At 71.0% G+C, this 14,402-nt stretch carries 13 protein-coding genes; 12 read left to right on the top strand and 1 reads right to left on the bottom strand.

Features of this window, described 5'->3' with window-relative positions; genetic code table 11:
- Positions 1-195: 195 nt before the first annotated feature.
- Positions 196-2,265 carry an MMPL family transporter gene (locus E6P78_RS11790; protein WP_240799148.1) on the bottom strand — a complete coding sequence of 690 codons (2,070 nt, stop codon included), beginning with the start codon at positions 2,263-2,265 and terminating at the stop codon, positions 196-198.
- A 543-nt stretch (positions 2,266-2,808) separates the two neighbouring features.
- On the opposite strand from E6P78_RS11790, the gene E6P78_RS11785 reads away from it, so the two are divergent.
- The 12 genes from E6P78_RS11785 to E6P78_RS11730 all read left to right on the top strand — a co-directional run bounded on the left by E6P78_RS11785 (position 2,809) and on the right by E6P78_RS11730 (position 14,115).
- Complete coding sequence (locus tag E6P78_RS11785) at positions 2,809-3,270, top strand: carboxymuconolactone decarboxylase family protein (protein ID WP_136203493.1); 462 nt, start codon at positions 2,809-2,811, stop codon at positions 3,268-3,270.
- Positions 3,271-3,495: 225 nt separating this feature from the next.
- Entirely contained in the window at positions 3,496-3,906 is a 411-nt protein-coding gene (locus tag E6P78_RS11780; RefSeq protein ID WP_136203492.1) for a VOC family protein, read from the top strand.
- A 241-nt stretch (positions 3,907-4,147) separates the two neighbouring features.
- Positions 4,148-4,561, top strand: coding sequence for a VOC family protein (locus E6P78_RS11775; RefSeq protein WP_136203491.1), 414 nt, complete (start codon positions 4,148-4,150; stop codon positions 4,559-4,561).
- A gap of 46 nt (positions 4,562-4,607) precedes the next feature.
- Positions 4,608-5,042, top strand: a complete 435-nt coding sequence (locus E6P78_RS11770) for a YdeI/OmpD-associated family protein (protein ID WP_136203490.1) — start codon at positions 4,608-4,610, stop codon at positions 5,040-5,042.
- A gap of 250 nt (positions 5,043-5,292) precedes the next feature.
- Positions 5,293-6,072, top strand: coding sequence for an alpha/beta hydrolase (locus E6P78_RS11765; protein WP_136203489.1), 780 nt, complete (start codon positions 5,293-5,295; stop codon positions 6,070-6,072).
- 165 nt (positions 6,073-6,237) lie between these two features.
- Positions 6,238-6,810: an adenylyl-sulfate kinase gene (gene cysC, locus E6P78_RS11760; protein ID WP_240799164.1), complete on the top strand. Its 573-nt coding sequence runs from the start codon at positions 6,238-6,240 to the stop codon at positions 6,808-6,810.
- On the top strand, positions 6,807-7,745 hold the full coding sequence (cysD, locus tag E6P78_RS11755) for a sulfate adenylyltransferase subunit CysD (protein ID WP_136203487.1): 939 nt from the start codon (positions 6,807-6,809) through the stop codon (positions 7,743-7,745). The genes cysC and cysD overlap by 4 nt, the downstream gene beginning before the upstream one ends.
- A 2-nt stretch (positions 7,746-7,747) precedes the next feature.
- Positions 7,748-9,076, top strand: coding sequence for a GTP-binding protein (locus E6P78_RS11750; RefSeq protein WP_136203486.1), 1,329 nt, complete (start codon positions 7,748-7,750; stop codon positions 9,074-9,076).
- A complete protein-coding gene (locus tag E6P78_RS11745; RefSeq protein WP_136203485.1) occupies positions 9,076-10,182 on the top strand; it encodes an ABC transporter substrate-binding protein in 1,107 nt (368 codons plus the stop codon). Before E6P78_RS11750 ends, E6P78_RS11745 begins: the two co-directional genes overlap by 1 nt.
- Before the next feature lie 61 nt (positions 10,183-10,243).
- Positions 10,244-11,047, top strand: a complete 804-nt coding sequence (locus tag E6P78_RS11740; RefSeq protein ID WP_136203484.1) for an ABC transporter ATP-binding protein — start codon at positions 10,244-10,246, stop codon at positions 11,045-11,047.
- Positions 11,034-11,951 (top strand): ABC transporter permease, encoded by a 918-nt coding sequence (locus tag E6P78_RS11735; RefSeq protein ID WP_136203483.1) that lies wholly within the window; start codon positions 11,034-11,036, stop codon positions 11,949-11,951. The genes E6P78_RS11740 and E6P78_RS11735 overlap by 14 nt, the downstream gene beginning before the upstream one ends.
- Positions 11,952-12,363: 412 nt before the next feature.
- Positions 12,364-14,115: an ABC transporter ATP-binding protein gene (locus tag E6P78_RS11730; RefSeq protein WP_136203552.1), complete on the top strand. Its 1,752-nt coding sequence runs from the start codon at positions 12,364-12,366 to the stop codon at positions 14,113-14,115.
- The last annotated feature ends 287 nt before the right edge of the window (positions 14,116-14,402 follow it).

Below are 14,402 nucleotides of genomic sequence, written 5' to 3'. Positions count from 1 at the left end.
CTGTTGGGCCGTATCTCTCTGAAGTCTCTGGTCCTGCCAGATGGTAAGGCCGTGCCCGGTCCGGGTACGCCGAAGGCGGCGCTGGAGGCCGGGGGTGAGCGCGCTGATCCACCAGGAAGTGCGGGACAGCCCGTAGGCGCCCGGGCAGCGTGTCGCTGCCCGGGCGCCTCGTCGTACGTGCCGGTCGTCCGCGGATCAGACGGTGGACGGTGCTTCGGTCCGGCTCTTCACGGGATCGTGCGGCGCTGTCTGCTGTGGCGTCAGGCCCGGTCGCCAGAAGCGGGGGCCCAGGTCCAGGGCCAGGGCGGGAACCAGCAGGCTGCGTACCAGGAACGTGTCGAGGAGGATACCGACCGCTACCAGCAGACCCTGTTGCAGTGAGCTCACCGTAGGGATCGCCGCAAGGACGCAGAACGTGGCAGCCAGCACCACGCCCGCCGACGTGATGACACCGCCGGTCACCGTCACCGCGGTGAGGATTCCCTCGCGGTGCCCGCGCATGCGCACCTCTTCCTTCGCGCGTGTCATCAGGAAGATGGTGTAGTCGACGCCCAGCGCGACCAGGAAGATGAAGCCGAACAGCACCAGCCCGCGGTCGATCCTCCCGTGGTCGAGTGCGTGGAACAGCAGCGAGGCCGTGCCGACGGCCGCTACGAACGACAGCACCACGGACCCGAGCAGCACCGCGGACGCGATGACCGCCCGCAGCAGGACGAGGAGCATCACCAGCACCACCGCGAGGATCAGCGGGATCAGCAGCATCTCCTCGTCACCCTGCGCCTCGGAGACGTCGAGCGCCACCGCGCTCTGGCCCCCGACGACCGCATCGGCTGCCGGACCGGTCGATCCGTCCAGCGCCGTCCTGATGTCGCGGACGGTGTCCTTGGCGGCCGCGGAGTCCGGAGCGTCGCGGAGCACCGCTGTCAGATGCGTCCAGCCGCCCTTGGCCACCTGGGTGCTGACGGAGGACACACCGGGCACCTTGGCGACTGCGGCCGTCGCGGATGCGGCCCCTGCGTCGCGGACGTACACGTCCGCGGGAGCGGACGAGCCCGCGGGGAAGTGCTCGGCCAGAACCTGCTGGCCGGTGACCGAGTCGACCTTGCCGGTGAACTGCTCCGCCTGTGTCTGGCCGGTCTGCACGCCGGTGATGCCCAGCGCCATGGCGCCCAGCACCAGTGCCGTGCCGATCCACACCGCGCGCGGGCGCCGTCCCACGGTCGCGGCGATCTTCGCCCACGTGCCGTGCTCCTGGGTCGAGTTCGGGTCGTACCCCGCGGTGACGCGCGGCTTCGCGGGCCAGAACACCCAGCGGCCCAGAATCACCAGCAGCGCCGGCAGCAGCGAGGTCATGGCGAAGAACACCAGGACCACGCCGATGGCGACGACCGGTCCCAGACCCTGGGTGCTGTTCATGCTGCCGAACACCAGGCACAGCGACGCGATCGTCACCGTCGCGGCGGAGGCGGCCAGGGCCGGCAGCGAGCCGTTCACGGCCAGCGCCATCGCGGTGTGGCGGTCCTCGTGCCGGTGCAGCTCCTCCCGGTAACGGGAGATGAGCAGCAGGGCGTAGTCGGTGCCCACGCCCACCGAGAGGACCATCAGCACGTAGGCACTCTGGCCGTTGACCATCAGCCCCGCGTGCTTGGCCAGGAGGTAGACCACACCGCTCGCCACCTGGCTGGCCAGCCCCACGGTGATCAGCGGAATCAGCCACAGCACCGGGCTGCGGTAGGTGATGAGCAGCAGCAGCGCCACCACGCCGAGCGCGACACCCAGCAGTGCGCCGTCCATGCCGGAGTAGACGTCGGCGAAGTCGGCGATGCTTCCGGCCTCACCGGTGATCTTGACGTCGAGACCGGCGGGGGCGCCGTCGGAGGTGAGCTTGCCGGCTTCCGTCACCTTGTCGGTGAGCACGGTGTTGTCGCTGGGCGAGGTGCGCAGCGGAACGCTCACGAAGGCCGCGACCTTGTCGTCGGAGACCACGGCGGGAGAAACCTCGCCGACGGCCACCTTGTCGGCGAGCCGGGTGCGGTCGCCGTCGATGCGGGACAGGTCGGCCTGGGTGAGACCGCCCTCGCGGGCGTAGACGATGACCGCCGTGCTGGTGTCCTTGTCGGCGAAGTACTGCTCCGCGAGCTGTACCGCCTTGGTCGACTGGGCGCTCGACGGCAGCCAGGCCTCAGGGTCGTTGTCCTGTACGTCTGCCAGGCCGGCGGCCAGCGAGCCACCGACGCCCATGAGCAGGAGCCACAGTACGAGCACGACCCACTTGGAGCGCCGGCCGGCGACGAATGCAGCGTATCGATTCGCAACGGTGGGAGGAGGAACGGGCGGTGGAACCGTTTCTGTGGGGGATGGTGCCGTGGTCTGGGTCGTCATGTGACGCTCACTGAGTGTCAGGAGCCGTGGAGCGGGGGCTCGTACGGAAACGGAACTGCGCGTACAAGTTGTTCACCAGCGGGGTGGAGTCCTGGTGGAGCGCCCCTGGAGTCGGGTTGGAATCGGATTTCCTCGCCCGGTAGCGGTCCTTTTCCGGCTGGATTTTCTCACTCGACCGGTGTCGTCCGTCAGCTGTGCGGTCGCTCCGCAGCGCATGAGGTTTCCTGGAGTGGTGGTACAGGCGTGCATGAATCTCGCTTGAGCCGCGGCACAGGCGCGCACGAGGCTCCCGCATCGCCGCTGCTCAGCGCGGTGGGCGTGCCGCCTCTCGAAAAGTTCTTCTCGTTCTCCGGTCCTCTCCGTGGGGTGGAATCCGTCAGTGTGGTGACGAACGGAAGAATGAAGAACACTGCTGAGGGAGTTGCGATGAAGGCTCGTATGACGAACCCCGCCAAGGTTCTGCCGGACGCGATGAACGGTATTCAGAACCTCTACAAGGCCATTTACCAGGGCGGGGTCGAAAAGCACACGCTGGACCTGGTGCACCTTCGCGCGAGCCAGATCAACGGCTGCAGCGCCTGTGTCCACGCCGGAGTCACGGGCGCCAAGAAGGCCGGCGAGACCGACGAGCGCCTGCACTCCGTCGCCGCCTGGCGCGAGGCGCCGTTCTTTTCGGACGCCGAGCGCGCCGCGCTGGCACTGACCGAGGCCGCCACCCGACTGGCCGACCACAGCGGGCAGGCCGTGTCGGACGCGGTCTGGGACGAGGCCGCCGACCACTTCACGGAGGAGCAGCTCGCCGCGATCCTCCTCATGATCGCGACGACGAACTTCTTCAACCGGCTGAACGCCACTCTCCAGGAGCCCGCGGGCGCCGCCTGGAACTAGGCGCTCCCCCGCGGCCGTCCTCGGCCGCGGGGAGAGGACGGGACGGCGGGATCGCGGGGCCCTCGCGCATCGCGGGGGCCCTCACGGACCGCGGGGCCCTCACGGACCGCGGGGCCCTCACGGACCGCGGGGCCCTCACGGGCTGGCCGGGCCCTCACGGCTCGCGGCCGGATCGGGTCAGGAATCGAGAAGCCCCGTCCGGGGGGTACCACTAGCCTGCCTGCCATGGACATCACCATTCGCACGACATCCCTGCCGTACGACGACCCGGACGCCTCCCTCGCCTTCTACCGCGACGTCCTCGGTTTCGAGGTCCTCAGCGATGTCGGCGTGGGCAAGGCTCGCTGGATCACGGTGTGTCCGGCCGGCCGGCCGGACACCTCGATCCTGCTCACACCGCCTGCCGGCGATCCCTGCGTCACCGAGGACGAGCGTCGGATGATCACGGAGATGATGGCCAAGGGCACCTACGGCTGGATTCTCCTGGCCACCCCGGACGTCGGCGCCACGTTCGAAAAGGTGCAGGCCGGTGACACCGAGGTCGTCCAGGAGCCGGTCGAGCAGCCGTACGGCATCCGCGACTGCGCCTTCCGTGACCCGGCGGGCAACCTGGTCCGCATCCAGGAGCTCCGCTGAGTCAGGGGGCTCACGTGCAGGCCGTGCGTCCATCCGGGCGCGGTACCTGGGTGTTCTCCCGGTGCTGAGCCGCGAAAGGCGTGGAAGGCCGCGAGACCGGTCAGGAATCAAGAAGCCCCGGCCGCCGCACGGCCCTACGGTGATGTTCCCGGGACCTGGGAGCGGGAGGCTACGGCTCGCCCACCGGCCTGACCTCCGTCCCTACCGGGCACGCACATCTCTACCGCTCAAGGAGTACGACATGAAGGCACACGTCAGCTCGATCCTTCTCGGTGTCCGGGACATGGAACGGGCCAAGCAGTTCTACGCCGAAGGGCTCGGCTGGAAGATCCAGAACGACTACGGCGTCTCGGTGTTCTTCGAGTCGGACGGTGCCTCGCCCGTCGGCTTCTACAGCCGCGAAGGACTCGCCCAGCAGGTGGGTACGGACCAGGAGGGCAGCGGCTTCAGCGGTCTGGTCATGACCTATGTCGTCCGCAGCGAGTCGCGGGTCGACGAGGTCATGGCGGAGGCCGCGAAGGCCGGCGCCACGATCCTCAAGCCCGCCGGCGCCCTGCCGTGGGGCGGGTACGGCGGCACCTTCGCCGACCCGGACGGTTACGTCTGGAGTCTCGGCTTCAGCGACCAGGGAACCGACCAGCCCTACGCCGAGTAGCCATGCCCGGAGCCGGGCGGCCCGGCGGAGAACCAGGAGAAGGATCATGAAGTTTCTGTCCCACGTCGAGCCGCCCGAGCCCATGCGGGGTCTGCTGGTCCCGCCCGAGGTGGTGGAAGCTCTCGGCGAGGGCTCGCGGCCGCCGGTGACGATCACGCTCAACGGGCATTCCTGGCGGAGCCGGGTCGCCTTCCTGCGCGGCCGTCACCTGATCGGGCTCAGCCATGCCAACCGGCGGGCCGCGGGTGTCGAGATCGGCGAGGAGGTCGAGGTCGAGCTGGAGCTCGACACCGAACCGCGCGTCGTCGTCGAGCCGGAGGACTTCGCCCGGGCCCTGGACGACGATCCGGCCGCCCGGGCCGCGTACGACCACCTCACGTACAGCCGCAAGCGCGAGCACGTGCGTGCCGTCGAGAGCGCGAAGATGCCCGAGACGCGCCGGCGGCGCATCGAGAAGGCCATCGCCACGCTGCGGGGCTGACCCCGGGGCAGGTCTCCGGCGCCGTACGCACCAGCCGTTCCTCAGCGCTTCGCAGGTCGACACCGCGAGGCGTGAGGAGCGGCTGTCCGCGTTCTCCGGGAAGAACGCAGGTCAGCCACGGGCCGCCGCCGGGCCGGCAGGCGGGGCAAGCGGGCCGCTATCGGTTCTCGACTGGTTGTGCACCGGTGCACTCGAAGCTGCAGACACAGAGCGAGGTGAGAGCACCTCCGGTCGGCATGAGGAGTGCGTGATGCGCAAGGTCGTTTCGCGGGACGGCACGACGATCGCCTACGACACCGCGGGCGAGGGCCCACCTCTCGTGCTGCTCAACGGAGCGTTCCGCGATCACACGATCTTCGACGATCTCGTTCCCGCTCTGGCGCGCCACTGCACCGTCTACGCCTACGACCGCCGCGGGCGCGGCCAGAGCGGTGACGCTCCCTCCTACGCCGTCGAGCGGGAGATCGAGGACCTCGAGGCGATGATCGAGGAGGCGGGCGGCTCCGCGGCCGTGTTCGCCGGGTCCACGGGCGCGAACCTGGCGCTGCGGGCGGCGTTCGCGGGCGCGCCGATCAGCAGGCTGGCGCTGCACGAGCCGTTCTTCCGGGTCGAGGGGTTCCCCAAGCCCCCGTCGAACTCCGCCGAGACGCTCCGGGCCCTCCTCGCGGAGGGCGACCGGCGCGGCGAGGCGGCCGAGTACTTCCTCGGTCCCGTCCTGGGGCTCACCCCCGACGACGTCGCACAGTGGCGCAGGGGCCCGATCTGGGCGATGAACGAGGCGAACGCGCACACGCTGCTGTACGACATCGCCATCTGCGGTGACTTCACCGTTCCGGCCGGCCGGCTCGCCCAGCTGCCGACGCAGACGCTGGTCCTCAACAGCGACCGCACCAGCGCCTGGCTGCGGGCGGCGGCGCAGGCGACCGCTGCGGCCCTGCCCAACGGCCGGGGTCTGGAGCTGCCCGGCTCCTGGCACCGCATCGACATGGACGTGCTCGGCCGGGCGCTGGTCGAGTTCGCAGCCGCCTGAATGGCCGCGCCGCCCCTGCCCGCGCCGCCCCTGCCCGCGCCGCCCCTGCCCGCGCCGCCCCTGCCCGCGCCGACGCTCCGCAGAGCGAACGGGCGTGCCCGGCCCGGCCCTGAAAGCACGCCCCCTACCTCCCAGGAGTACACCACCGTGACCACGGCTCTCACCCTGGCCGCCGGGGACACCGCCGAGGCGGTCCCGGCCGCCGCGCGCGGCGCCACCGTGTGGCTGACCGGGCTGCCCAGCGCGGGCAAGTCGACGCTCGCCCGCGCCCTCGCCGAGCACCTGCGCGCCGGGGGACACCGGGTGGAGGTGCTCGACGGCGACGAGATCCGCGAGTTCCTCTCCTCGGGACTGGGTTTCACCCGCGAGGACCGGGACACCAACGTGCAGCGGATCGGCTTCGTGGCCGCGCTGCTGGCCTCCCACGGCGTCAAGACGCTGGTCCCGGTCATCGCCCCGTACGCCGACTCCCGCGCCGCCGTCCGTGCCCGGCACGCCGCCCGTGGCACACCGTTCCTGGAGATCCACGTGGCCACCCCGGTCACGCTCTGTTCCCAGCGCGACGTGAAGGGCCTGTACGCCAGGCAGGCGGCCGGCGAGATCTCCGGTCTCACGGGCGTCGACGACCCGTACGAGGCACCGGAGAGACCGGATCTGCGCATCCGGACGCAGAACCGCTCGGTGGCCGATTCCGCAGCCGAGCTACACACCTTCCTGACCGAGAGGGGACTGGTATGACGACCGCGACCCATCGCCTGATCGAGGCGTCGGGGAACCCCTTCGCGCTGACGCACCTGGACTCGCTGGAGTCCGAGGCGGTCCACATCTTCCGCGAGGTGGCGGGCGAGTTCGAGAAGCCGGTGATCCTGTTCTCCGGCGGCAAGGACTCGATCGTCATGCTGCACCTGGCGCTCAAGGCGTTCGCGCCGGCGCCGGTGCCGTTCTCCCTGCTGCACGTCGACACCGGGCACAACTTCCGAGAGGCCATCGACTACCGGGACCGCACGGTGGCCCGGCACGGGCTGCGCCTGCACGTGGCCTCGGTCCAGGAGTACATCGACGCCGGCAAGCTCAAGGAGCGCCCCGACGGCACGCGCAATCCGCTGCAGACCGTCCCGCTGACCGAGGCGATCCAGCAGCACGCGTTCGACGCCGTCTTCGGCGGCGGCCGCCGCGACGAGGAGAAGGCCCGCGCCAAGGAGCGCGTCTTCTCCCTGCGCAACGAGTTCTCCCAGTGGGACCCCCGCCGCCAGCGCCCCGAGCTGTGGCAGCTCTACAACGGCCGCCACGCGCCCGGCGAGCACGTACGCGTGTTCCCGCTCTCCAACTGGACCGAGCTGGACGTCTGGCAGTACATCGCCCGCGAGGAGATCGAACTGCCGGAGATCTACTTCGCCCACGAACGGGACGTCTTCCTGCGGGGCGGCATGTGGCTGACCGCCGGCGAGTGGGGCGGCCCGAAGGACGGCGAGAGCGTCGAGAGGCGCCTCGTCCGCTACCGCACCGTGGGCGACATGTCCTGCACCGGCGCGGTCGACTCCGACGCCACCACGCTCGACGCGGTGATCGCCGAGATCGCCGTCTCCCGCCTCACCGAGCGGGGCGCGACCCGGGCCGACGACAAGCTGTCCGAGGCCGCCATGGAAGACCGCAAGCGCGAGGGGTACTTCTGACGATGACCACCACCACCGAGCAGCTCAGCGCCACCACGCTGCTGCGCTTCGCGACCGCGGGCTCCGTCGACGACGGCAAGTCCACCCTGGTCGGCCGCCTGCTGCACGACTCCAAGTCGGTCCTCACCGACCAGCTGGAGGCCGTCGCACGGGTATCGGCCGGCCGCGGACAGGACGCCCCCGACCTGGCGCTGCTCACCGACGGCCTGCGGGCCGAGCGCGAGCAGGGCATCACCATCGATGTCGCCTACCGCTACTTCGCCACCGCCCGCCGCCGGTTCATCCTCGCGGACACCCCGGGGCACGTGCAGTACACCCGCAACATGGTCACCGGCGCCTCCACCGCCGACCTCGCGGTCGTCCTCGTCGACGCCCGCAACGGCATGGTCGAGCAGACCCGCCGGCATACCGCGGTCGCGGCTCTGCTGCGGGTGCCGCACGTGGTGCTGGCCGTCAACAAGATGGACCTCGTCGGCTACGAGGAGGGCGTCTTCGCGAAGATCGCCGAGGAGTTCACCGCGTACGCCGCCACGCTGGGGGTCGAGAACGTCGTGGCGATCCCGCTCTCCGCGCTGGCCGGCGACAACGTCGTCGAGCACTCCGCCGCCATGGACTGGTACGGCGGCCGGACGCTGCTGGAGCATCTGGAGACCGTCCCGGTCGGCGGCGACCCGAGGGCGGAGCCCGCCCGCTTCCCGGTCCAGTACGTGATCCGCCCGCGGACGGCCGAGCACCCCGACTACCGGGGCTACGCCGGCCAGATCGCCTCCGGCGTGCTGCGGGTCGGGGACCCCGTCACCGTCCTGTCCTCCGGGCGCACCACCGCCGTCGCGGCCATCGACGCGCTCGGCAGGCGGACGGACGTCGCCTGGGCTCCCCAGTCCGTCACCGTCCGGCTCACCGACGACATCGACGTCTCGCGCGGCGACATGATCGCGGCCGGGGGCACGGCGGGGGCACCCACCAAGGACATCGCGGCCAGCATCTGCCACCTCAACGAGCGCCCCCTGCACGTCGGCGCCAAGGTCCTGCTCAAGCACACCACCCGCACCGTGCGCGCCGTGGTCAAGGACATCGCGTACCGGATCGACACCAGCACGCTCGAACGGCGATCCGGCGCCGGGGGACTGCAGGTCAACGACATCGGCCACATCGTGCTGCGCACGGCCGAGCCGCTCGCGCTCGACCCGTACGCCGACAACCGCAGGACGGGCTCGTTCCTGCTGATCGACCCGGCCGACGGCACCACCCTCGCCGCGGGCATGGCGGGCGAGCCCTTCGTGTCCGTACGGCGCGCGACCGCGACGACCGACGAGGAGGGATGGACCTGATGCTCTGTCAGAGGACCGGGCGCCTGGCCGTCGCGGCCGTGGCGGCGGCCGCAGCCGCCGGGCTGCTGTCGGGCTGCGGCTACGGCGCCAGCGCCCAGCCGGCCCCGGCGGGGCCGGCTGTCGAGGCCACGGGTCCGAAGCTGTCCGCCGACACCGTGCGGATCGGCTACTTCCCGAACATCACGCACGGGACCGCGCTGGTGGGCCTGCAGAACGGCCTGTTCCAGAAGGAGCTGGGGTCGACCCGGATCAAGGCCCAGTACTTCAACGCCGGGCCGGCCGAGATCGAGGCGCTCAACGCCGGCTCGGTCGACATCGGCTTCATCGGCCCGAACCCGGCGGTCAACGGCTACGTCACCTCGCGCGGCACGTCCCTGCGGATCGTCGGCGGCGCGGCCTCCGGCGGGGTCAAGCTGGTGGTCGATCCGGAGAAGATCTCGTCGCCGGACGACCTCCGGGGCAAGAGGCTCGCCACCCCGCAGCTGGGCGGCACCCAGGACATCGCCCTGCTCAACTACCTGGCGGGCCGGGGCTACCGGGTGGACCCGGTGTCCGGTGCGGGCGACGTGAGGGTGCTCCGTACGAAGAACAAGGTGGTGCCGCAGGCGTACCGCTCCGGTTCCATCGACGGTGCCTGGGTGCCCGAGCCGACCGCGTCCGAGCTGGTCGCGCTCGGCGGGAAGGTCCTGCTGGACGAGAAGTCGCTGTGGCCGGACGGCAAATTCGCGACCACCAGCATCATCGCCTCGCAGAAGTTCCTGTCCGCACACCCCGACGTGGTCGAGGCGGTGCTGCGCGGCTCGCTGGCGGCCAACGCCTTCATCGAGGCCGACCCCGCGCAGGCGAAGGCCGCCGCCAACCTGCGGATCAAGGCAGACACGGGCAAGGCGCTGCCGCCCGCCGTCCTCGATCCCGCGTGGGCGGGGATCGACTTCACCGACGACCCGCTGGCGGGCTCCCTGCGGACCGGGGCCGACCACGCGGTCGCCGCGGGCCTGCTCGACAAGCCCGATCTCTCCGGGATCGTCGACCTGACCCTGCTCGACAAGGTCCTCACGGCGGCGGGCCGGCCCGCCGCGGCGGACGCCGGGCTCGGCGCGAAGTGACCCCCCGGCACCTCGTAGCCCGGCGCAGCGCCCTCGTCCACTCCCGCAGGAGGAACCCGCAATGACCACGGCACTGAGCGTCCCGCAGCGCGCCCCCGTCGCCCGGACCACGGACGACTGCCCGGCGGTCCGGCTCTCGCACGTCTCCAAGGCCTTCGGCCGCCCCGGTGCGGGCTCCGTCGTCCTCGACGACATCGATCTGGACGTGGCCCCGGGCGAGTTCGTCACCCTGGTAGGGGCCTCCGGCTGCGGCAAGTCCACGCTGCTGAACCTGGTGGCGGGGCTCGACGAACCCAGCGCCGGAACCATCGAGGTGCCCGGCACCAGGCCGTCGCTGATGTTCCAGGACCACGCGCTGTTCCCGTGGCTGAGCGCGGGCCGCAACATCGAACTGGCGCTGCGCCTGGCGGGCGTGGCACGCGAGGACCGCAGGCCGGAGGCCGAGCGGCTGCTGGAGCTGGTCCGCCTCGGCGGCGCGTACCGCAAGCGGGTGCACGAGCTCTCCGGCGGCATGCGACAGCGCGTGGCGCTGGCGCGCGCGCTCGCCCAGGGCAGCACCGTACTGCTGATGGACGAGCCGTTCGCCGCACTCGACGCCATCACCCGGGACGTCCTGCACGAGGAGATCACCCGGATCTGGACCGAGCGCAAGCTCACCGTGCTGTTCGTCACCCACAACGTCAGGGAGGCCGTGCGCCTCGCCCAGCGCGTCGTCCTGCTGTCGTCCCGGCCCGGCCGGATCGCCCGCGAGTGGCGCGTCGACCTGCCGCATGCGCTGCGGGGCGAGTCCGCCGAGGTCGCGGCGCTGTCCGTCGAGATCACCGAGCACCTTCGTGGGGAGATACGCCGCCATGTCCAGCACTGACATCCGACCCGCGGCGAGCGGCCGCACTCCCTTCCCCGACGGTCCGGGGGCCGGCCTCGGTACGCTGGCGGCCGGTCTGGACGCGCTGGAGGCCGACCGCCCGCAGCGCGCCCGGTTCCGCCAGGTGCTGAGGACGCGGGTGCTCCCGCCGGTGCTCGGCCTCGTCCTGGTCATCGGTCTCTGGCAGCTCGCCCACAGCCTGCGCCTGGCCAGTCCCACGAAGCTGCCGAGTCCGGCCGACGTCTGGCACGCGCTCACCCTGCTGTGGGGCGAGGGCACCCTGTTCTCCATCATCTGGACGAGCCTGTGGCGCGGCGTCTCGGGCTTCGTGGTGGCCGTCGCGATCGGTACGCCCCTCGGCCTGCTCGTCGCCCGGATCGGACCGGTCCGGGCCGCCATCGGGCCGGTGCTGTCGGGCCTGCAGTCGCTGCCCTCGGTCGCCTGGGTACCGGCCGCCGTCATCTGGCTCGGCATCAACAACTCGGCCATGTACGCGGTGATCCTGCTGGGTGCGACGCCCTCGATCGCCAACGGCCTGATCGCCGGCGTCGACCAGGTGCCGCCGCTGTTCCTGCGGGCCGGCCGTACGCTCGGCGCCCACGGGGCGCGCGGGGTGCGGCACGTGCTGCTGCCCGCCGCCCTGCCCGGGTACCTGGCCGGTCTGAAGCAGGGCTGGGCGTTCTCCTGGCGGTCGCTGATGGCCGCCGAACTCATCGCCTCCTCCCCGGATCTGGGAACGGGTCTGGGCCGCTACCTGGAGAACCAGCGGGAGTTCTCCGACATGCCGGGCGTGCTGCTCGGCATCATCCTCATCTTCGTCGTCGGCGTCGCCATCGACCTGCTGTTCTTCAGCCCGCTGGAGCGCCGGGTGCTGCGCAGCCGCGGATTGCTGGCTGCGCGCTGAGGCGCCCGTCCCCAGCGGACAGCGGGACGATTCCCCCTACGAATGGAGATCGAGATGGGTGCGAGGCCCGGGTACGTGGTGCGGGTCGTGTGGAGGACGTTGACGGAAGGCCTGTTCTGGTCGGGGTTCGCGATGAACGGCGTGTGTCCCCCGTACGGGTGGAGGACGGAGGAATCCGCGGCCCCGTCCGCCGGCCGGCCGTACCCGGCACCGCTGTCCGACGCGGAGCTCGCCCAGTGGACGGCACTGGTGCGACAGCTGAAGTAGGCACGACCTGGATCATCCGGCGACCGCGCCGGGGCGCGTCCCCGTGCGGGGCCGTCCCGCGTTCCGCCGAACGAAATCGACCGACGATGAGAAGGAGGCCAGGGTGAGCCGCGCCAGCTCGAGTACCACGCGCCCCCAGGCGCTGATGAAAGACGGCCAGTTGCGACGCATCCTCAGGCTGTTCCGCCCGTACCGGAGGCAGTTGCTGTCCGTCGTGTTGCTGGTCGCGGGCTCCGCCCTGGTCGCCCTCGTCAACCCGTTCCTGATCCGCGAGATCATGGACACGGCGCTGCCGCAGGACAGACTGGGGCTGCTGTCCCTGCTCTCTCTCGGCATGATCCTGGTGTCGGTCACCACCAGCTCGTTCAACGTCTGGCAGACGCATATGTCGGCCACGGTGGGCCAGCTCGTGATGCACGACCTGCGCACGGCGGTGTACGCCCACCTCCAGCGGATGTCGCTGGCCTTCTTCGCCCGCACCCGTACCGGCGAGGTGCAGTCGCGCATCACCAACGACATCGGCGGGATGCAGGCCACCATCACGACGACCGCCACGGCGCTGCTGTCCGACGTGACGGTCGTCATCGCCGCGACCACCGCCATGTTCATGCTCGACTGGCGGCTGACGCTCGCGTCCATGCTCATGCTTCCGGTGTTCGCCCTGGTGAGCCGGCGCGTCGGGAACCAGCGGCGCGACATCACCCGGGACCGGCAGAGGCAGCTCGCCGAGCTGTCCTCGACCATGCAGGAGTCGCTGTCGATCAGCGGAATCCTGCTCAGCCACACCATGGGCCGTTCGCGCTCCCTGACCGACGGCTTCGCGCGGCAGTCGCGCAAGCTCACCGACGTCGAGGTACGCGTCACCACCGCGGGCCTGTGGTACCAGTCCACGATCTGGATCGTCATCGCCTCCATGCCGGCGATGATCTACTGGGTCTCGGGGCTGACCTCGAACAACGGCCACATGGCCATCTCCATCGGCTCCCTGGTCGCGTTCACGTCCCTCCAGCAGAGCCTGTTCCGCCCGGCGCAGCGGCTGCTGACCGTCGGGATCGAGATCCAGGGCTCCCTCGAACTGTTCGGCCGCATCTTCGAGTACCTCGACCTGCCCGTCGACATCAGCGAGCCCGAGCGGCCCCGCGAGCCGGCCGCGTTGCGGGGCGAGGTGCGCATGCGGGGGGTCGGCTTCTCCTACGCGGGGACGGAGCGGCCCACGCTGGCCGGCGTCGACGTGACCGTCCCCGCGGGCCGCAGCCTGGCCATCGTCGGGGAGACCGGCTCGGGGAAGACCACGCTCAGCTACCTCATCCCGCGGCTGTACGACGTCACGTCCGGCTCCGTCACGATCGACGGGGTCGACGTACGCGACCTGTCCTTCGCCACGCTCACGGCCGCGGTCGGCGTCGTCTCCCAGGAGACGTACCTGTTCCACGCCACGGTCGCGGACAACCTGCGGTTCGCCAAGCCCGACGCGACCGACGAGGAGCTGTACGCGGCGGCGCGGATCGCCCACATCCACGAATATCTGACACTGCTGCCCGACGGCTACGACACCGTGGTCGGCGAGCGCGGGTACCGGTTCTCCGGCGGTGAGAAGCAGCGGCTGGCGATCGCCCGCACCATCCTGCGCGACCCGCCGATCCTGGTGCTCGACGAGGCCACCAGCGCCCTGGACACCCATACCGAGCAGGCCGTCCAGAAGGCCATCGACGCGGCCAGCGTGGGCCGTACCACCATCACGGTCGCCCACCGGCTGTCGACCGTACGCAACGCCGACGAGATCGTCGTGCTGGACCGGGGCCGGATCTCGGAGCGCGGCACCCACGACGAACTGCTCCTGCGCGGTGGCCAGTACGCGACGCTCATCAACCGGGACAGCGAGCCCATCGCGGTCTGACAGCCGTCTCCCGGACGGCCCCGCCGAAGGGGCGGTGCCGTCCACCGGGGGCCGGGGCCTGTCTGACGACACGTCCTGGAGCCGACCTCGGGTCCGGCGAGCGGGCCCGAGCCGACGGCGCCCGAGCCGAAGCTGACGGAGTTCAGGGATCTCCCGCTGCGCGTCCCGCCGGTGATGCGTCCCCGCGACCGCGGCGACCACGACGAGCTGACCGTCCGTATGCGCACCGCCGGCGTCACCGTGCACTCGTCGGAGATGCCGCCGGTGAGGATGTGGAGGTACGAGGG

The organism is Streptomyces sp. A0958 (assembly GCF_004795035.1).
GTDB lineage: Bacteria > Actinomycetota > Actinomycetes > Streptomycetales > Streptomycetaceae > Streptomyces.
The sequence above is the reverse complement of the archived record's forward strand: the minus strand, read 5'-3'. Positions and strand labels throughout refer to the sequence as shown.